At 59.0% G+C, this 21,078-nt stretch carries 9 protein-coding genes; 6 read left to right on the forward strand and 3 right to left on the reverse strand.

Annotation, left to right across the window (positions count from 1 at the left end):
- Nucleotides 1-365: 365 nt before the first annotated feature.
- The 4 genes from SOM48_RS20585 to SOM48_RS20600 all read left to right on the forward strand — a co-directional run bounded on the left by SOM48_RS20585 (nucleotide 366) and on the right by SOM48_RS20600 (nucleotide 17,333).
- Nucleotides 366-12,590, forward strand: a complete 12,225-nt coding sequence (locus tag SOM48_RS20585; protein ID WP_320512916.1) for an Ig-like domain-containing protein — start codon at nucleotides 366-368, stop codon at nucleotides 12,588-12,590.
- A 101-nt stretch (nucleotides 12,591-12,691) separates the two neighbouring features.
- Entirely contained in the window at nucleotides 12,692-13,999 is a 1,308-nt protein-coding gene (locus tag SOM48_RS20590) for a TolC family outer membrane protein (protein ID WP_233631582.1), read from the forward strand.
- Nucleotides 14,000-14,020: 21 nt separating this feature from the next.
- Nucleotides 14,021-16,153, forward strand: coding sequence for a type I secretion system permease/ATPase (locus SOM48_RS20595; RefSeq protein WP_042712416.1), 2,133 nt, complete (start codon nucleotides 14,021-14,023; stop codon nucleotides 16,151-16,153).
- A 10-nt stretch (nucleotides 16,154-16,163) separates the two neighbouring features.
- A complete protein-coding gene (locus tag SOM48_RS20600; protein ID WP_042712414.1) occupies nucleotides 16,164-17,333 on the forward strand; it encodes a beta-barrel domain-containing protein in 1,170 nt (389 codons plus the stop codon).
- 52 nt (nucleotides 17,334-17,385) lie between these two features.
- Here SOM48_RS20600 and smpB read toward each other — a convergent pair whose 3' ends face one another.
- Nucleotides 17,386-17,868, reverse strand: coding sequence for an SsrA-binding protein SmpB (smpB, locus tag SOM48_RS20605; protein WP_023480573.1), 483 nt, complete (start codon nucleotides 17,866-17,868; stop codon nucleotides 17,386-17,388).
- Between the two features lie 158 nt (nucleotides 17,869-18,026).
- Between smpB and SOM48_RS20610 the strand changes: the two genes are divergently transcribed.
- Nucleotides 18,027-18,464, forward strand: a complete 438-nt coding sequence (locus tag SOM48_RS20610; RefSeq protein ID WP_023480643.1) for a type II toxin-antitoxin system RatA family toxin — start codon at nucleotides 18,027-18,029, stop codon at nucleotides 18,462-18,464.
- Entirely contained in the window at nucleotides 18,454-18,762 is a 309-nt protein-coding gene (locus SOM48_RS20615) for an RnfH family protein (RefSeq protein WP_320512917.1), read from the forward strand. The genes SOM48_RS20610 and SOM48_RS20615 overlap by 11 nt, the downstream gene beginning before the upstream one ends.
- 99 nt (nucleotides 18,763-18,861) lie before the next feature.
- Here SOM48_RS20615 and bamE read toward each other — a convergent pair whose 3' ends face one another.
- On the reverse strand, nucleotides 18,862-19,206 hold the full coding sequence (gene bamE / locus SOM48_RS20620; RefSeq protein ID WP_320512918.1) for an outer membrane protein assembly factor BamE: 345 nt from the start codon (nucleotides 19,204-19,206) through the stop codon (nucleotides 18,862-18,864).
- Nucleotides 19,207-19,353: 147 nt separating this feature from the next.
- Nucleotides 19,354-21,015: a DNA repair protein RecN gene (gene recN / locus SOM48_RS20625; RefSeq protein ID WP_139568126.1), complete on the reverse strand. Its 1,662-nt coding sequence runs from the start codon at nucleotides 21,013-21,015 to the stop codon at nucleotides 19,354-19,356.
- Nucleotides 21,016-21,078: the final 63 nt, after the last annotated feature.

Genomic DNA, 21,078 nt, shown 5'->3' on the forward strand with positions numbered 1-21,078 from the left:
AATTTCTTTACATTTCTCGCGTCATTAATTCAATTTCTATTAATCAATTTATGCGCAAAATTAAGCGGCACTTAATTTGAGATATATCCCTTAAAATATATTCTGTATCGAAGGTAATTGTTATCAATTTGTGATTTAAAACGTTGCCTAAATAGAGAAGCTTGTTTATATCTTTCTTAATGTAAAAATTTATTAAATGATGATGGATTAACATAATAAATGAAAAACAACGACTTAGCTATTTTTCATCTCGTATGTCCCACATCCGCTTCCTGTCAATCCTGGTGAATTGGTAAACCGTAATCCTGCGCAAAAACAGATGCTCGCAGGCGCTCTAATATTGCTTTCGCTTCCGAGGTGAAAATATGGCCCCGCAAAATAGTCTTCCTGGTTCCGTCGATGTAATAAACCAAAAAACTGGCGATGTAGTTGCGCAATATGCAAAAGGCAGCGACAGAGTAGTAAATCTGACTGAAACCAGTATCGTCCGCGTTAATGCTTCGCAGGAGTCAGTGAATTTCTTCGAGCGTGAAGGAAACGACCTGATCGTCCATATGAAAGATGGCTCCACGGTGCGCTACACCAGCTTCTTTGCCGTGGATGGCGAGGGTCTACACAGCGAGATGATTTTTGAAGATGAGCTGGGCACACATCAGGCCGCCTTCCCCTATGCGGCAGCTGCGGGGCCGGCCACTGCAGAGACCATCGTTCCGGCGTTTAGCGACGTAGCGCTGGGATCGCTGGTCGGTACCAGCGGCCTGTCGGCCCTGGCGGTACTCGGCGGCCTGGCGGCCGTTGGCGGTATTGTGGGCGTAGCCGCTGCAGCAAATAATAGCGGAGGTGGAGGCGGCAATAACAATAACGGCGGCGGTGACAACGGCGGCGGTGATAATGGCGGTGGCAACAACGGCGGCGGTAATAACGGCGGTGGCGACAACGGGGGAGGAGATAACGGCGGCGGCGAGACACCGGTGGTTCCGACGCTCAGAATTAACACGATTGCCTCCGATAACATCATCAACCTTGCCGAATCAACCGAGCCGCAGCTCCTGAGCGGCATGACAGAAGCGATTCATGCCGGGAGTACTGTCACCATCAGCGCCAACGGCAAAAAGTGGACCACCACCGTTGCAGATGATGGCAGTTGGGGCGTCTGGCTCTCGCCAGCCGATCTGAACACCTTCTCACAGGGCTTCCATCTCTTACGCTTTGCGCTGGTGACCCCTGCGGGCGCGACCGCGGCTGCGGATACGCAAATCATGATCAGTACCACGCCGCCGGTGCTTGAGCTTACTCAGTTCACGCCGGGCGACGTCCTCGATCAGGATCAGCATGTGGCGGATAAAATCGTCCGCGGCTATGTCGGTGCAGAGGATGCCGGCAGCACGATTTACGTCACGCTTAATGGCCGCACCTACAGCGCAATTGCCGATGCTGACGGTCAGTGGCAGCTGGTTATTCCCGCAGCAGACATGGCGCTGCTGGTAGACAGGCAGAGTTACACCCTGCTTTATCGCGCGGTCGATATTGCCGGTAACGTCTCCGAAGAGACGCGCGACTTCAGTACCAACTTCAACACCCCGGATATCACCATCAATCCGGTTGCCACCGACAACATCATTAACAGCGCCGAAATCCTCATCACGCAGGTGCTCTCTGGTCAGACCTACAACATCCCGCCAGGGCAGGTGGTGACCATTACCCTTAATGGCAAAACCTACTATGCCGAAGTGATGGGTGATGGCAGCTGGAAAACCTCAATCCCTGCGGGCGATCTCGGCTTATTGCCGCAGGGCGACAGTGCACTGACCGTCAGTGTTAACGATGCGGATGGCAATGCGATCGTCAGGACAGTTCCGGTTAACGTCGATACCACGCTGACCGGTGTCGCCATCGCCATCCTCTCCACCGATGACTATCTCAACGCCAGCGAAGCGGAAAACCCGCTTGAAGTGCGCGGCGTAACTACCGTCTTTGGCGAAGGGGTGACGATTTATGTCACCGTCAACGGCATCAACTACCCGGTGACCAGCATTGATGCCTCCGGGCGCTGGAGCGTGACCATTCCGTCGGAAGACTTACTGCGCCTTGAAGATGGGGCAAATGTCATCACCGCCACGGTGGTACTTGACGATCAGAGCGCGCAAGACTCGCGCACGCTCAATGTGCAAGTTCACCGCTTGCCTGATCCGGTCATGGATGCGCCGTTTGGCGACGGTTATCTCAATGCCGCCGAGAAAGGGGTTGATCAGGTATTGAGCGGCAACACCGGTGTGACCAGCATCGGACAGCGCGTTACCGTCCAGGTGGCGGGTAAAACCTACCAGGCGACGGTCGATAACGACGGTACCTGGAAAGTGACCATTCCCGCCGGCGATCTGCAAAATATCCCGGATGGCCTCGTCACCGTGACGGTGAACGCCAGCGATGCGGCGGGTAACACTGCCCCGCTCACTCAGACGGCAATTGTGGATACGCAATTCCCGGCGCTGAGCGTGCTGCCGCTCACCAACGACGGCAAACTAAACGGCGCAGAACTGGACCAGGATCAGGTTTTAAGGGGCGTAAGCGGGGTCAGTGAGCAGGGACAAACCGTCGTCGTCACCCTGAATGGCAAAACCTACACCACGGTTGTGGGCAGCGACGGTAACTGGCAACTCGCGTTGCCGTCGGCAGATCTGGGCGCGCTTCAAAGCGGCAGTTACCCGCTGACGGTTACGCTGACCGATGCGGCCGGTAACCGCACCACCGTTACGCAGCCGATCGCGGTGAAAACCAGCGGTGTGGAAATTGGCCTACAGGCGCTTACCGACGGCAACACGCTTGATGCGGCGGAAATCAAAGTTGATCAGATCCTGCATGGCACATCCAACGCGGAGGCGGGCAGTATCGTCACCGTGATTTTAAATGGCGTGCGTTACGAAGGGGTCACGGACATTCAGGGCAACTGGCAGGTGACCCTTCCTGCCGCTGAGCTGCAAAAGCTGGCCGATGGCGGGCAAACGCTCACCGTAAGCGTGACGGATGGCTTTGGGCAGAGCACCACTATTGAGTCGGGCTTTAATGTCGACACCACCAGCGATGCGGTGGCGATCAATATTATCGCCAGCGATGACTACCTCAACGCCAGTGAAGCGGCTAATGGTTTAACCATCCGGGGTAACAGCGCAGGCCTGCCTGCGGGCACGGTCGTTACCGTCACGCTGAACGGTGTGAACTATGCGGCGACGATTCAGGCGGATGGCTCCTGGCAAACGGTGGTCGATCCGGCCGCATTGAAGGCGCTTGCAGATGGCACCCAGACGGTAACTGCCACGGTCACCACCAGCGGTGGTACGGTGCTTGATAGCCACAACTTCACGGTAGCGATCAATACTTTGCCGAGCGTATCGGTCGATCCGGCCTTTGTGGATAACATTGTGAGCCTGGCGGAATCGGGCCAGAGCCAGACGCTGACCGGCAACACCAATGTTGTCGGCGCCGGGCAAAAAGTGGTCGCCATCCTGAACGGCCAGCAATACAGCGGCGTGGTGAATGCTGACGGCAGCTGGTCACTGACCTTGCCGCAGGGTGCAATGGAGCTGTTAGCCGAAGGGCCTGGTAGTCTGACCGTAGTGGCGACCGATGTGGCAGGTAACAGTGCTAACAGCACCGTCAACTTTACGGTGGATAAAACCCCGCCAGCATTAAGCGTTACGCCGATTAACGGTACCGATGTGCTGAACGGCAGCAATATCGCCGCCGGTATCACGCTTTCTGGCACCACCTCTGGCGATGCGGCTTCGGTGGTCATCACCCTTAACGGCAAAAGCTATCCGGCAACCATCACCAATGGCAGCTGGAGCGTTAACCTCGGCAGCGGCGCGCTTGGCGCTCTGCCTGACGGTGCCAGTTCATGGACCGTCACGGCCACCGACAGCGCAGGTAACGTAACGACAACCATCCGCACGGTGACTGTCGATACCTCCGCGCCTAACGTGGTGATGGATCCGGTGGCCCGCGACAACATTATCGATCTGGCGGAGCAGAACACTGGCTTTAGCCTGACCGGACGCACGGTTCCGGCCGAGCCGGGCGCGACGGTCTCCGTCATACTCAACGGGCAAACACTCACCGGCGTGGTGGGCGGCGATGGCCTCTGGTCCATTCCTGTCGCTCCGTCAGTGCTCAGCAGCCTGACCAACGGTAGCTACACCATTTCAGTGACGGTAAAGGACAGCGCGGGCAACACCTCGCCGCCGGTCTCCAGCACCTTCAAAGTCGATACCACTGCCAGCGCAATTGCCATTAACCCGGTTGACGGCGATAACCGTATCAGCGCCGCAGACATTGCCGATGGCCTGACCATCAGCGGCACGTCGGTGCGTATCCCGGAAGGGAACACCATTACCGTGACCCTGAACGGTGTGCAGTACACCGCCACCGTGACGGCGGGCGGTGGCTGGCAGGTGACGGTGCCGAATGCGGATGCCGCCGCCATTGCCGATGGTACCGCGACGCTGACGGTCACCGGTGTGGATGCCAACAATGCGATTATCTCCAACGAACTGCCATTTACTATCATCACCCACGTGCTGCCGCAGCCTGCCGTCAATGCGCCGTTCGGTGATGGCGTGGTTAACGCTCAGGAAGCGGCCGCAGGCGGTAACCTGGCGGGCAATACCGGTATCGTTGGCGCCGGTCAAAGTGTAACCATCACCCTTGATAACGGCACGCCGCTCACCGCCCAGGTGGATGCGAACGGCAACTGGACGCTGCCGCTAACGCCTGCACAACTCGGTGCTCTCTCCCAAGGGCCCCATACTGTGACGGTAACCGCCACCGATGCGGCGGGTAACACCGTCAGCAGTTCGGCACCGATGACCGTCGATACGGTATTGCCAACTTTCACTATCGACGACGTCACCACCGATAACATCATTAACAGCGCTGAAGCCGCTGGCGCGGTCACCATCACCGGTACCGGCGTCTACGATGCGCAGTCGGCGCAAACCGTTATCGTGCTGGTCAACGGGCAGAACTACGACGCCATTATCCAGCCGGACGGCACCTGGAGCGTAGTGCTCCCTGCCGGTGCGCTGGCAGGCGTGCCGGATGGTCCGGTCGCGGTGCGCGTTACCGTTACCGATGCTGCGGGTAACAGCAGTACGCAAACCGACACCTTTACGCTCGACGCCTCTCCCGCCAATGCGCCACAGGTGCAGATCGATAAAGTCGCCGGGGATGATTTCATTAACCGCGCGGAAGCGAACGGGCAGAGTGGGGTAACGATTTCCGGCTCTTCACAGAATGTCGAAGCAGGCCAGACGCTGACGGTAACCTTAAACGGCAAAAATTATACGGCGACGGTTAACGCCGAGGGGCGCTGGTCGGTAACGGTACCGCCGGCCGATCTGGCGCAGGTGCCGGATGGTCGTCAGGCCATCTCGGTTACGGTGAACGATGTGGCGGGCAACAGCACCATCTCCAGCCATAACGTCACCTTCGCCGCGCAGCCCGCGGCGCAGCCGACCATCACCATTAACCCGGTCGCGCAGGATGATGTGATTAACGCCCTCGAGCGTGGTCAGCCGCTGAACATCAGCGGGTCATCAACGTCGCTGGCTGCAGGAACGGTAATCACCGTTCTGTTTAACGATAAAACCTACACCGGCAGCGTCAACAGCAGCGGTAACTGGACCATTACCGTGCCGCAGGCCGATATGCAGGCGCTGCAAGAGACGGCCAACGGCACGCCATATGTCGTCTCGGCGTCGGCGGTCGATGCCGCGCTGAACCCGGCGAGCGCCAGCAGCAGTGTAACGGTCGATCTCAGTGCGCCGACGCTGGCGGTGGATGTTGCGAATTCGTTCCTCAGTGATGGCAATATCAGCATCGCTGAAGCGGCCGTCGATCAGACGGTGAGTGGCACAGGTACCCCTGGCGAGACGGTGACGCTTACTCTCAACGGCACTACGCTCTCGGCGCTGGTCAATGAGCAGGGCGCGTGGAGCATGGTGATCCCGGCGGGGAGTTTGCAGGCGTTGCCGCAGGGCACGTCGCAAATCACCTTCGTCACCACCGATGCCGCAGGCAATAGCAACCCGCAGCCGGTCGACATCAATGTCAAAACCGTCGATGGCCCGACGTTGGCACTCGATCCTATGTTCGGCAATAACATTGTCAGCATTAGTGAAGCCGCCAGCGACAGCACGCTCAGCGGCAGTGCCAGCGGCCTTGCCAACGGCACGCGGGTTGTGGTGACCATCAATGGCAAAGATTATATCGGTGAGGTCAACGATGGCACCTGGTCGGCGGTGATCCCGAGCGGTTCGCTGGACACCAGCGGTCAATACACCGTGACGGTCACCGGGGTGGATGCGTTTGGTAACCCGGCCACGGTTAATGGCAACCTCGATGTGGTGCTGACACGGCCAACGGCCACGGTCACCGAACCGCTGTTTGGCGATGACAATATTCTCGGCCAGGCGGAAGCCAACGCCGGTGTGCAACTGACTGGCTCCACCGGCCAGTCCGGCCCTGGGCAGTCAGTAAGCATCATCCTTGATAACGGTCAGCAGTTTACCGGCGCCGTTGATAACAACGGCAACTGGATCGTCTCCCTGACACCGGCGCAGCTGATTGCCATCACCGACGGGACGCACGATGTGCAGATCTCGGTCACCGATCGCGCGGGTAACACGGCGGTTTCTGACCCGGTAAGCGTTGAAATCCGCACCGATCCGCTGCCTGAGCCGCAATTAGCGCCGCTCTTTACCGACGGCATTCTCAGCGCCACCGAGGCCGCGGGCACACAAACCCTTAGCGGGCAGCTTAACCTTGATCCGTCGCGCGTTGCCTCGGTTACCGTCAGCATTAATAACGGCGCGCCGCTGGCGGCGACCATCAATGCGGATGGCACCTGGTCACTGAATGTCGACAGCGCCACGTTGCAGGCACTGCCGGATGGCGTGCTGCCTGTCACCGTCACGGTGACTGATACGGCGGATAACCAGTCGACCGGGCAGGGCAGTTTTGAAGCGATTATCAATGCGCTACCGCAGGCCAACTATGTGACGCCGTTTGGCGATTTCACCATTAACAGCGCTGAAACCAAGAGCGATCAGCTGATCACCGGTAACACCGGGGTGATTGGCACCGGGCAAACTGTGTCGGTAGTGCTGGGGACGAAAACCTACACGGGCACGGTCAATGAGAATGGCGACTGGACGGTGACGGTTCCGCAGGCGGATTTAGCGGCGCTGAGCGATAACGACTCGCTGCCGTTTAGCGTCACGGTATCCGATCGCGCGGGCAACACGGCCACCACCGATGCGCAGCAAACTCCGGACGTCACGGTACACACTGCGCTGCCTGCACCGACAGTCACCAATCCGTTTGGCGATAGCATTGTCAATATTAGCGAAGCGGCAGGTGAGGTCACGCTGGCGGGTCTCACCGGTGCCACCGGGCCGAACCAGTATGTGACGGTGAAGATTGACGTCGATGGCGTTACCTATACCGCTAACGTCGATGCCAACGGCAACTGGTCGGTGGTGCTCCCGGCCGGCACGCTGCAATCTCTCGCCCCGGGCGAGCATGAGATTTCGATCTATGCCGAAGATCAGTATGGCAACAGCAACACCAGCACCGTTGAGTACCAGGTCGCGCTGACGCCGCCGTCGGTCACCATCACCGCGCCGGTCTTCGCGGATGGCTATGTCAGCGCAGCTGAAGCGGCGGCCGGGACAACGCTGAGCGGAACCTTCTCAACCTCTTACCCTGCTAACGCGCAGGTCAAAGTGACCATCGGCGATCAAACCTTTAACGCCACGGTGAACGGCAACCAGTGGACACTGGCAATGGATGCTGATGACTGGAGCAGCATTACCGCGCGCGGTCAGCAAAGCATCACTGTCAGCGTGACTGATGGCGCGCAAAACGTCGGTACTGCCAGCATCACCACTACGCTGCTGCTTGATCCACCGACGGTCAGCGTAACCGCGCCGTTTGCGGGCGATAACCTGCTCGATTTTGCTGAAAGCCAGACCAGCCAGGCGATCGGCGGCACCTCAACCGGCTTAGCCACCGGCGATACGGTGCGTGTCACCTTTGCGGGAGGAAAAGTCTTCGAGACCACCGTTCTGGCCGATGGCAGTTGGGAGCTGGTATTAACGCCAGGCGATCTTACACAGCTGCAGGCTGGGGCCATTACGGTTGAAGGGATTGATAAGGCGGGCAACGTCGGCACGGCGAATAACGGCGGCACACTGACTATCGATCTCACGCCGCCACAATATTCGGTGAATATGGATCTGGTCGCTGGCGACAACTATGTCAACGCCACCGAGTTCAGCAGCGGAACGCTGCGACTCTCCGGTCAGGCTTTTAACCTCAACGGCACCACGTTGACCATCCTGAATGGGCAAACGACGCTCGGCACGGCGACGGTCAACCCCGACGGCAGCTGGACGCTGGATGTGCCGCGCGCCGCGCTGCCGGACGGTAACTACACCATAACGGTGCAGAGCGATGCGCAGGCCAGCGCCAAGGCCTCGCAGACGGTGATCGTTGATACCGTCGCGCCGACGCTGGCGATGACGCAATTTACCAGCGATGACGTGATCAACAGCAGTGAAAAAGCGGTGGCGCAGACCATCAGCGGCACCTCGGATGCCAACGGCAGCCAGGTCACCGTCACGCTGAATGGCAAAACCTACACTGCGCTGGTGGCTAACGGCACATGGTCGGTCGACGTGCCGCAGTCAGATATGGCGGCGCTCGGCGACGGCAGCTACACCATTACTGCCACCCTGAGCGATGCGGCGGGCAACGCGACGAACGCCACACAGGCTTTCACCGTTGATGCCTCCTCGCCGTTGCTGGCGGTGGATGCCCTCGGTGTCCCGGCGGTGCTCAATAGCGTTAACGCTGCTTCTGGCGTGGTGTTACAGGGGCAGGGCGAGCCGGGCAACAGCGTGACGATTCAGCTTGGGCCATTGAGCTGGACCGGCACGGTCGATCAGCAGGGTAACTGGAGCCACACCTTCCCGCAGCTCGATCTCACTACCCTGACCGACGGGCCGCAGGTAGTCACCATCTCCTCAACGGATGCGGCGGGCAACACCTCCAGCAATAATCTGTCGCTCAATGTTGCGCTGAACAAAGGCCTCGGCGTGGCCATCGACCAGGTGTTTAACGACGGGATCCTTAACGTCGCGGAATCGCTGGTCACACAGTTGCTTACCGGTAAGGTGAGTGGCGATTATCGCGGCGCGAAAGTGTCGCTCACGGTAATCGGCACGGACTTCACCATTAACGATCTGGCGGTAGCGCCGGATGGCTCCTACAGCTTCTCACTGCCGCCTTCTCTCTGGCAGGGATTGATTACCGATACCTTGCAACTGCAAGTTAGTGTCGTTGATGCCAATGGCAATACCCGGTATGAAACGGTGGATGTCGGGCTGGCGCTGACCGACCTGCCGGTGGTTAACGATGTGGTGATCGCGGGCGATAACGTGATTAACCTCGTCGAAAGCACAGTGGCGCAGACCCTTTCCGGCACGGTGAGCAATGTCGCCAATGTCACAAGCGTGGTAGTGAACTTCGGCGGCCGGGCGATTAACGCTACCGTGGATGCGCTGGGTAACTGGAGCGCCGCGCTTCCCGCTGAACTGCTGAGCACACTGCCGGACGGCACGGCGACTGCCAACGTGACGGTGACCGATAAGTTTGGCAACGTCATCAAGAGCGATGCCAGCTTTAACGTCGTCAGCCATAACCTGCCGGCTATCTCTCTCGATCCGCTGTTTGGCGATGGCGTGCTGAGCATTCCTGAACTCGCCAGCGGCCTGCTGAGCGGTACGGCGACCAACCTTGCCGGGCGCGCACTGACCATCAAGATTGGCGATGCCACCGCCTTCACCACCAATGTCGATAATAGCGGGCGCTGGTCGGTGAACCTGCCGGATGCGGTGAAAGCCGCGCTGCAAGGGCTGGGCAGCGGTACGCAAACCGTGACCATTACCGCCACCGATCAGTATGGTAACCAGGCGTCGCAGAGTGCGGGGCTGAAGGTCAACCTGGTGGCGCCGGTACTCAACAACGTGACGCTGTTTGGCGATGGTTTGCTGAACGTGGCCGATTCGCTGGTCAATCAGACCATTAGCGGGGCAGCCAGCGGTGCGCCGATCGGCAGTACCGTGCAGGTGGCGATTGGCGCGAAAGTCTTTAATGGCGTCGTGAATGCTGACGGCACCTTCGCTATTGCCCTGACGCCGACGGATCTTGCCGGGCTGGCGGATGGCACCTTTACGCCGTCCATTACGCTGCTCACGCCGGACGGTAACAGTTCAACCACGGCCGGTAGCCAGGTGATTATCGGCGTGAAAAATGTGCCGACGGTGGCAATCACCTCCCTGTTTGGCAACGATGGTTTCCTTAACCAGAGCGAAGCACTGGCGGCGCAGACTATCTCCGGTACTGTTACCGGGCTGACCTCCGGGCAGGTGACGGTGAATGTCGGCGGCACGGCGTATCAGGTACCGGTCACCGACGGGCGCTGGTCGCTGGCACTCTCTGCCGGTGCGCTGGCTTCAATCGCCGATGGCACCCTGAGCGTGACGGCAACGGTAACCGATGCGGTGGGTAACACCGCGACCGGCAGCCAGCTGGTGAACGCCATTGTGCAGGCGGTGCCTTCGATCGGTATCAACACGCTGTTTGGCAACGGGACGCTGGACCTTAACGATCTGCTCTCCAACCCGATCCTCTCCGGCACCAGCAGCAACCTGGCAGCGGGCACCCAGATCACCGTGAAGGTCGGTCTGCTCTCCTACACCACCACCGTCGGTGCTAACGGCCAGTGGCAGTTGGCGATCCCGGCGGTGTCGCTGCAAAACCTGCAGGATGGCAACAATGCGCTGCAAGTCTCTGCCAGCGCGACGGATGCTGCGGGCAATATCGCCAATGTGGTACAGAGCGCCAGCGTGGCGATCCAGGCCCTGCCGACGGTGGCGATCACCTCGCTGTTTGGTGATGGCGCCCTGAGCCTCGCGGATATCACCACCGCGCAGGTAATTTCCGGCACCAGCCAGAACGCCGTCGGTTCGCAGCTGACGGTCACGGTTGGCGGTAAAAATTACCTCACCACCGTGGCATCGAACGGCAGCTGGAGCGTGACGGTACCGAAAGTCGATCTCAGCGCACTGGCTGACGGTACCCAGGCGGTGAGCGTCGCGGTGACCAACGCCGCCGGGAAAGTGGCGAACATCACCAGCCCGCTGGATGTGATTACCCATAATCTGCCGACTATCACCCTCTCTTCGCTCTTCGGTAACGATGGCTATCTGAACATCAGTGAAGCGGCGAACGGTCAGGTCATTGGCGGCAAAATTGGCGGAGTGGTCAGCGGCTCGAAAGTGGTAGTGACCGTTGGCGGCACGGCAATCAACGCCACCGTCGATGCGAACGGCAACTGGACGGCGACGGTGAATAAAACCTTGCTGCAGGGGCTGAGCAGCGGCGCGGCGAAAGTGGGTATTTCGGTGACCGACCGGGTGGGCAACACCACCGCGACGGAAGCTGATGTGCAGGTGAAACTGACCCAGCCGACGCTCAGCACTAACCCGATTACCAACCTGACCAGTGTCCTCGGCAACGTCCTGCTAGGATTGGTTGGCTCAGCAAAACTGACGATCAGCGGTGCGTCAACTAATCTCAATCAAGGGGCGATTGTTCACGTTAATTTACTCAACCTCGCCATGGCGACGGCGATTGTTGGCGCGGACGGCAAGTGGTCGACGCAGCTTGATGTCGGTCTCGACCTGGCGAAAATCCTCTCGCTCAATACGGTGGTGAACCTCTACACCGCGGATGTGGCGGGTAACCTGGCCTATCTCAACGTCGGCCTTAACGGCAGCAACCCGACCACCACTCCACCGGCGGGCACCAGCGCGTCGCTGATGGCCGAGGCCAACACCTTCTCACTGCTGGCAGCGAGCGCGAGTGAAGAGTCGGACTCAACCACCAGCAGTGACAGCCTGAATGCGCAGCATACGGCCACGGTGGAAACGGCGCGTCAGCCAGAGAAGGAGACGGCGGCTGCCGCCACGGCAAGCGACGAGAGTTATACCATTGGCGGGCTGAGTATCGATCTTGCCGATGGCACCAGTGAAAGCGGCGAAAGTGTGGAGGGGAGCAGCGGCAACGACACCATTCACCTCTCTTCACTCGGCTTTGTGCAGATCGATGGCGGCGCGGGGACGGATACGCTGGTGCTTGATGGTGCCAACCTGCTGCTGAACCTGATCGAACTGGGGAGCAAAGTCAGCAATATCGAGATAATTGATCTCGGTAAATCGGGCAGCAACAGCGTCACGCTGGATGTCAACGAGGCGCTGAGCATTACCGATAAACCGGAAGATGATCTGCTGATCAAAGGCAGCATCGGGGATGAGATCAACCTCAAGCATGGCGTCAGCGATACCTGGGCTATCAGCGGGCAGCGCGACGTGGATGGCATTCAGTTCGACGTTTATCACAACAGTTCGCAGGCCAATACCCTCAGCGATGTGCTGATCCAGCATGGCCTGCACGTCAATATGGTCTGACGGTCTGCCGCCTCAGGGATGAGGCGCATTAAGGAAGAGGTCATTACGGGCGCACCAGGGGTGGATGAATGAAAAGAGCGGTAGGGTTGTTGTTGTTGGTTATGCCCGTTACGAGTTTATTAGCAGCACCCGGCGAAGAGCAGGATTTTCGCTGGCAGAGGGCGCCGAGCGAACAGCGCGCGGCGCAGCTTACGATCAAAGACGCGATTTTGCGCGCCTTTGCCCGTAATCCAAAAATTGCCCAGGCGGCCGCACAGATCCGCGTGGGCAAAGCCAATTTAACCGAAGCGGAGAGCGCCTGGTTCCCGCAGCTCTCTTTGCAGGGCAACCTGGGGCGCTCGCACCGCACCGACTCGTCGGGGTCATTAAATAACAACGGTTCCGGCGGCGTCACCTTACGCCAGTTGCTCTACGATTTTGGCAAAACTGGCGGCAGCATCGATGAGCAGCACAATCTCTCTGATGCCTGGCGCTACGATCTCTACAGCACGCTCAATGAGGTAGGGATGCAGACCCTGCAAGCCTATTTGCAGGTCAAACGCTACCAGGCGCTGGCTGACGCGGCACGCAACAATATCCACTCACTGGAGAGCGTGCTGGAGATGGCGACGCTGCGCTCCGAAGCAGGATTAAGCTCGGCTTCCGATGGCCTGCAGGCGCAGTCGCGCATCGCCGGGATGAACGCTACGTTGGCGCAATATGAGGCGCAGATGCGCTCCGCCCAGGCGGCGCTCAGCGTGCTGACCGGCGTGGTTGCCGATAACCTGCCCGACCTGCCTGAAGATCTCCTCAAACAAAATATCACCCTCGATGCGCTGCCCTATGAGCGCAACAACAGCGTGCGCAGCGCGCAGGCGAAACAGCAGGCGGCAGAGCAGCGTATTCGCCAGGCGCAGGCGCAGCACTGGCCGACGCTCTCGGTGCAGGCGGGGCGCACGCGTTACCAGAACGATCAAAGCAGTTACTGGGATGACCAGGTACAGCTGGTGGTCGATGCGCCGCTCTATCAGGGCGGGGCGGTGAGCGCCCGCGTCGATGCCGCGCAGGGCGATCGCGCCAATGCGCAGGCGGCGGTAGAGGCCAGCAAGCTGGATGTTAACCAGCGGGCGGCCACAGCGTGGGCCGATTTGACCGGCGCGCAGCTGCGCCAGCAGGCGGGCGAGGCGCAGGCTAACAGCGCCGGGCGCGCGCGCGGCGTCTACCGCGATGAGTACCGGCTGAGCAAGCGCAGCCTGAACGACCTGCTCAGCATTGAACAGGATGTCTTCCAGGCAGATACCGCGTCGATCACCGCGCGCTATGACGCCTGGGATGCCGCCGTGCGCTATGCCGCCGCGGCAGACAACCTGCTCGATATGCTGGGGGTTGAACGTAGTCGTACCGTGGGCGATGACCTGCCCGCGCTGTAAGCGCACAACACAGGAGTGGTAATGCAAGAGCCGGATACCGAAAGCTGGATTAATGTGATGGTGCGCGCGGCAGGACGTTTTGGCCTGCCCGCCGATGCGCCCGCGGTGCGCCAACAGATGCGCTGGTTTGAAGCGCTGCCGCTCAGCGCAAAGCTGGAACGCCTGAGCGGATTAATGGGGTTGCAGGTGCGCAGTGTGCCGCTCGCCCGCATGCGCTGGAATGGGCAAAACCTGCCGGTGATTGTGCAACTGGAGAGCGGTGAGCTGCTGCTGCTTGAGTCGCTGGATGCCGACGGGCTGGCGACCTACTGGCTCGATAACGGCGGCGATCTGGTGCGCGAAGAGCCGCTGGAAACGCTGCTCACCCGTGTGAAGCCTGAGGTGGTGATGCTGGGCATCGCCGCGCGCGGGCGCGATTCGCGTATCGATGATTTTACCCGCCCGTGGGAGGCGCACTGGTTCTGGAAGCACTTCCGCCACAGCGGGCGCAAGCTTACGGAGATCGCCCTCGCCTCGGTGGTCGGCAACGTGCTGGCGCTGGCCGGTATTCTCTTCTCGATGCAGGTTTACGACCGGGTGATCCCGGCGCAGTCACTGCCGACGCTGTGGGTGCTGTTTTTCGGCGTCCTGCTGGCGGCGGCGCTGGAGTTCTTTATCCGCCTCGCGCGTACCCATGTCTCTGACATTATGGGCAAACATATCGACCTTAATGTCTCGTCGCTCTTTTTTGCCCGCGCGATGGCGATCAAAAACGATGCGCGGCCCAAATCGACCGGATCGTTTATCTCCCAGCTGCGCGAGCTTGATCAGGTGCGCGAACTGCTTACCTCCACCACCGTCGGCGCGGCGATGGATATCCCGTTTGTACTGCTGTTTCTCGGCATTATGGCGCTGGTCGGTGGCCCGCTGGTGATCATCCCGCTGGTTGCCATTCCGCTGATTATCATCCCCGGGCTGCTGGTGCAGTGGCCGATGGCCAAGCTGGCGAAAGCCGGGATGCGTGAGAGTGCGATCCGCAACGCGGTGCTGGTGGAGTCCATCGAAGGGGTGGAGGACATTAAAGCGTTACAGGCGGAGCCCTACTTCCAGCGGCAGTGGGAGAACACTCACGCCGTGGGGGCCAATGTTGGCATGAAGCAGCGCGTGTGGGGCGCACGACTGAGCGGCTGGGCCTCGACGGTGCAGCAGATCACCTATGCCGGGATGCTGGTGTTTGGCTGCTTTCTGGTGATCGATGGTGACATTACTACCGGGACGCTGGTGGCCTGTAGTTTGCTCTCGTCACGCACCATTGCGCCGCTGATGCAGCTCACCATGGTCTTCTCCCGCTGGCAGCATGCCAAATCGGCGATGAGCGGCCTCAACGATCTGCTGAAAAAGCCGCTCGATAAAGAGGCAGATAAGAAGATGGCGCACTGCCCGGTGCTGGCAGGCCACTTTCAGTTGCAGCAGATGCAGTACAGCTATGACGAAGAGAAGGGCGATGTGGCGATCAATATTAACGAACTGGAGATCAAACCGGGTGAGCGGGTGGCGATCCTCGGCAAGACCGGTGCCGGGAAATCAACGCTGTTAAAACTGCTCTCCGGCCAGGCGCAGGCCAGCAAAGGGAAAGTGATTATTGATGGCGTCGATATGGCGCATATCGATCCGACCGACGTGCGCCGTCAGGTGGGTTATCTGTCGCAGGATTCGCGCCTCTTCTTCGGTACGCTGCGCCAGAACCTGATGCTTGGGCATCCACATGCTACCGAGGCGGAGCTTATTCAGGCGCTGCGCATCAGCGGGGCGATCAACCTTGTCCAGCAGGATGCCGCCAGCCTCGATCGGCTGATTAATGAGGGCGGACGCGGGCTTTCCGGCGGGCAGCGGCAGATGGTGCTGCTGAGCCGTTTGATTGTGCGCAATCCGCAAATAGTGCTGCTGGATGAACCAACGGCCTCCATGGATGAGCAACTGGAAGCGTGGGTGATCCGCCAGCTACAACAGTGGCTCACCGGACGCACGCTGGTGCTGGTAACCCATCGCCCGGCGCTGCTCAACCTGGTGGACCGGATTGTGGTGATGGAGAACGGCAAAGTGGTGGCCGATGGGCCGCGCGATACGCTGCTGAAACAGGCGGCGCGCAACAGTAACGTGGCGTCCATCGTCTGAGGAGCGGGAAATGAGTCAACTCTCAATGCAGGATGAGCTGGCGCGGCAGGGGCGCTTCTACTCGTCGGTGATCTGGCTGACGCTGCTTGGCCTGGTGGTGTTTATTGCCTGGGCGACGTTTGCCATTCTTGATGAGGTAACGGTCGGCACCGGCAAAATCACCCCCTCAACTCATGCGCAGGTGATTGAAAGCCTTGATGGCGGGATTGTCAGCGCCCTGATGGTAAAAGAGGGGGATATTGTTGAGCGCGGGCAGATGCTGGCGCGGCTCGATCCGACCCGTTTTCAGTCTAACTATGGCGAAGCGGCGGCGCGGGTGCGGGCACTGCGCGCCTCCAGCGAACGTCTGCGCTCGGAGCTAACCGGCGAGCCGCTGCGTTTTAGCGCCGAGTCGATGCGCGAACCGGATCTGGTCGCCCGCGAGCGGCAGCTGTATGAGTCGCGGCGGCGCAACCTCAACGAGACGGTGGCGAATCTGCAAAAAACGCATCAACTGGTGATGTCGGAGCTGCGCATGACGCAGCCGCTGGTGGCAAAGGGCGCGGCGAGCGATGTCGAGGTGATCCGCCTGCAACGCCAGGCGACGGAGCTGAAGGGAAAAATCGACGAGGCGCGTAACCAGTTTGCGGTGCGCGCCCGTGAAGAGCAGGTGAAAAATAATGCCGATCTTGATGCGCAGCTACAGGTAATGGCGGGCAAAGCGGATCAGCTGGATCGCGCGGTGCTTAACTCACCGGTGCGCGGGATCGTTAAAGATGTGCAGATCAACACCGTTGGCGGGGTGGTGCAGCCGGGCGGCAAGCTGATGGAGATTGTACCGCTGGAGGATCAACTGCTGGTGGAGACGCGCATCAACCCGCGGGATATCGCCTATATTCGTCCCGGTTTACCGGCGACGGTGAAGGTGACAGCCTATGACTCTTCCATCTATGGCGATTTGAAAGGGACAGTTGAGGTGGTCTCGCCGGATACCTTGCAGGATGAGGTGCGGCGCGATCAGTTTTACTACCGTGTTTATGTCCGCACGCAGAGCGCGGAGCTGAAGAACCGCAGCGGCAAAAGTTTCCCTATCCTGCCGGGGATGATCGCCAACGTGGAGATTAAAACCGGGCAAAAATCGGTGATGGATTATCTGATTAAACCGTTGAATAAACTTAATGAGGCGCTGCGGGAGCGGTAGGACGGGGAGTTGATGCCCTCTCCCGGGGTGAGAGGGCAGCGCGGGCGAGCACTTAGCGGCCCGCGTTTTTCATGATGCGTGCTTTATCGAGCTGCCATTCGCGCTCTTTCACATCGGTACGTTTGTCGTGCTGTTTCTTACCTTTCGCCACGCCGATCTTCACTTTACACCAGGCGTTCTTCCAGTAGAGGGAGAGCGCAACCACGGTGTAACCTTCGCGGTTGATGCGGCCGTAGAGTGAATCCAGCTCGCGCTGGTTCAGCAGCAGTTTGCGCGTGCGCGTCGGGTCACAAACATAGTGGCTGGAGGCGACGGTCAGCGGCGTGAAGTTAGCGCCGAAGAGATAGGCTTCGCCATCTTTAAGGATCACGTAGCTATCACCAATATTGGCTTTACCGGCACGTAAGGATTTTACTTCCCAGCCCTGCAGTGAAAGCCCGGCCTCAAACTCCTCTTCAATGAAGTATTCATGGCGGGCGCGCTTGTTCAGCGCAATGGTGGCTGAACCTGGTTTATATGCTTTTTTCTTCGTCATAGTATCGTGGAGCCATCCGGTAATCTGATATCTGAAACTGACCTCATTGCGTCCTGTGAGGCTGAACGGGTTATCTTAGCATGAGTTAGGGCAACGCGTTTTCCTTTCAACCGGGGGAGATGTTATTATTTAACGATTGTGTGAATGCGGAAAACCTTATGCCTCAGATTAGCCGTACTGCGCTGGTGCCCTATAGCGCTGAGCAGATGTATCAGTTAGTGAACGATGTGGACTCCTACCCGCAGTTTCTGCCGGGGTGTACCGGCAGCCGAATTCTCGACTCCGGCCCGACGGAGATGACGGCGGCCGTGGACGTGTCGAAAGCGGGGATCAGTAAGACCTTTACCACGCGCAACACGCTGGAAGCTAACAAAAGCATTTTGATGCACCTGGTGGATGGTCCGTTTAAGTCGCTGAGCGGCGGCTGGACCTTTTCCCCGCTCAGCTCGAATGCCTGCCGTGTGGAATTTCAGCTCAATTTCGAGTTTACCAATAAGCTGATTGAGCTGGCTTTCGGCCGCATCTTTAAAGAGCTGGCGGCGAACATGGTGCAGGCGTTTACCCATCGCGCGAAAGAGGTTTACCGTGCCGGGTAAGATCGCTGTCGAAGTGGCCTATGCATTGCCGGAGAAGCAGTATCTGCTGCGGGTGAAGCTGGAGGTAGGCGCGACCGTCGAAGAGGCGATTCGCGCGTCCGGGCTGCTGGAGCTGCGCGAAGATATCGACTTAAAGGTAAACAAGGTCGGTATTTACAGCCGGACGGTGAAGCTGAACGACAACGTCAATGACGGCGATCGCGTGGAGATCTACCGCCCGCTGATTGCCGATCCGAAAGAGCTGCGTCGCCAGCGTGCTGAAAAAGCGGCGAACGAGAAAGCGGCAAACAAGTCATAACTGCTTAGCCTGGCGCGACATACAAAAAAGGTGCTCACTGAGCACCTTTTTCTTTTACAGGCGGTTAAACCAGCTGGTGTTTAACCGCTTTTTACAAACTTAGCGCTGGTTGGTCAGTGCCGGTTTGTTGTCGATATTGGTTAACACGCCGTTGCTGTTGAAGGTCAGAGTCAGCGTCTGCTGAGTCACATCTTCATGGCCTGGCTGCTGACGGAAGATATAGAACCAGGTATTGGTGCCAAACGGATCGCTCATCATCGGGGTTCCCAGTGCATACGCAACCTGCTGTTGCGTCATACCTACACGGAGTTTGGCAACGTCGGTGGGCGTCAGGTAGTTCCCCTGGTTGATATCCGGACGGTAAACCACGCGTTCCAGAGTGGAGCAACCAGCGGTCAACATCAGAAGAACCGCTGCGGCAGCAGTCAGCATTTTACAGCGCATAGTGATTTGATTCCTTTTCGGGCCCGAACAGTACGTGGCTCATATGTAATATGCCGATAATAATAGACCTTTCGCCAGTTTAAAACCTTTGTGGCCGGGTCTGTTGTCGTTTTGTCGAGAAGTCAGACCGTCATATTACCGAAAAGTTTACGCTGCCAGCAGCTCTTTGGCATTCGCCAGCGCGTTACGCGTCACTTCGCTGCCGCCCAGCAGACGGGCCAGCTCCTGCAGACGCGCACGTTTATCCAGCGGCTGCATATGGGTTTCTGTCATGGCGCCATCGGTCTCTTTGCTGACATAGAAGTGGTGATGCCCGCAACCGGCCACCTGCGGCAGGTGCGTCACGCACATAACCTGCGTCGATTCGCCCAGCTGGCGCAGCATTTTACCGACAACGGCGGCAGTCGGGCCGCTGATACCCACGTCCACTTCATCGAAGATCAGCGCCGGGGTTTCCATCTTACGGGCGGTAATCACCTGAATCGCCAGCGCAATACGTGACAGCTCACCGCCGGAGGCGACTTTGGCGATCGCCTGCAGCGGCTGCCCTGGGTTGGTGGTGACACGAAACTCGATACGATCTGCACCGTCTGCCGTCAGGGTATGGTCATTGAATGCCACATCAATCTCAAACACGCCGTGCGGCATAGAGAGTAAGTGCATACTTTCGGTGATCAGCTGGCTGAGCTCCTGCGCATACTTTACGCGCTGCGCATGCAGCTGCTGCGCGCTCTCCAGCGCCAGCTGGTGATGATGGCTAACAGCCAGCGCCAGCGTCTCCTGCGAATCTGCCTGATCTTCAAGCAGCTGCTGCTCATCCAGCAGAGACTGGTGGAACTGCGGCAGCTCTTCCGGCGCGATATGGTGCTTGCGCGCCAGCGAGATCTGGCGGGAGATACGCTGCTCCAGTTCGTAAAGGCGGTTGGGATCGAGATCTAAACGGTCGCAGTAGTGGCGCAGCTCATCGCTGGCTTCGCTGATCTGGATCGCGGCCTCTTCCAGCATCTCCAGCACGCTGGAGAGACGCGTATCCATCCCGGTCAGCTCTGTAAGCAGCTGACGGGCGCTGTAGAGCTGGCTCTGCAGGTTAACGTCTTCGCCATCGGCAAGCACGTTCAGCGCATGCTGGCTGGTGGAGAGCAACTGCCCGCTGTTAGCGAGACGCTTGTACTCTTCATCGATCTGTTCAAATTCGCCCGGCTGCGGGCTGAACTCGTTAAGCTCTTTTAACTGATAGTGCAGCAGCTCAGCGCGCGCGGCGCGCTCCTGGCTCTGCTGCTGGTGCTGTGCCAGCTCACGACAGCTTTGATGCCAGGCGCGGTAGCGCTCCGCCATTTGCTGAGTGAGCGCATACTCACCGGCATAGCCATCGAGCAGGGTTTTCTGGTGTTCGGATTTAATCAGCAGCTGATGTGCATGCTGACCGTGGATCTGGATAAGCAGTTGACCCAGTTCGCGCAACTGGGAAAGGGGAACAGCAGTGCCGTTGATAAAGCCACGGGAGCGGCCATCGCTGCTGATGACGCGGCGAAGTAAACACTCACGTCCATCTTCAAGCTGATTCTCTTCGAGCCAGCGCTGCGCGGCAGGGGTATCTTTCAGAGCAAAGCGGGCGCAGAGATCGGCGCGCTGTGCACCGGCGCGTACCATGTCAGCTTCAGCGCGACCGCCAAGGCAGAGCCCGAGCGCGTCAATCGCGATGGATTTACCTGCGCCGGTTTCGCCGGTAATAGCCGTCATCCCGCTATTAAAATCGATCTCAAGCTCACGAACGATAGCAAAATTACTGATGGTGAGTTGTGCCAACATGGTTGCTTTCCTGTATGAAAAACCATAACTGTGTTTTCGTACAGTATAAACTGGAATTATATA

Source organism: Kosakonia sp. CFBP8986, from assembly GCF_034044935.1.
GTDB classification, from domain to species: domain Bacteria; phylum Pseudomonadota; class Gammaproteobacteria; order Enterobacterales; family Enterobacteriaceae; genus Kosakonia; species Kosakonia cowanii.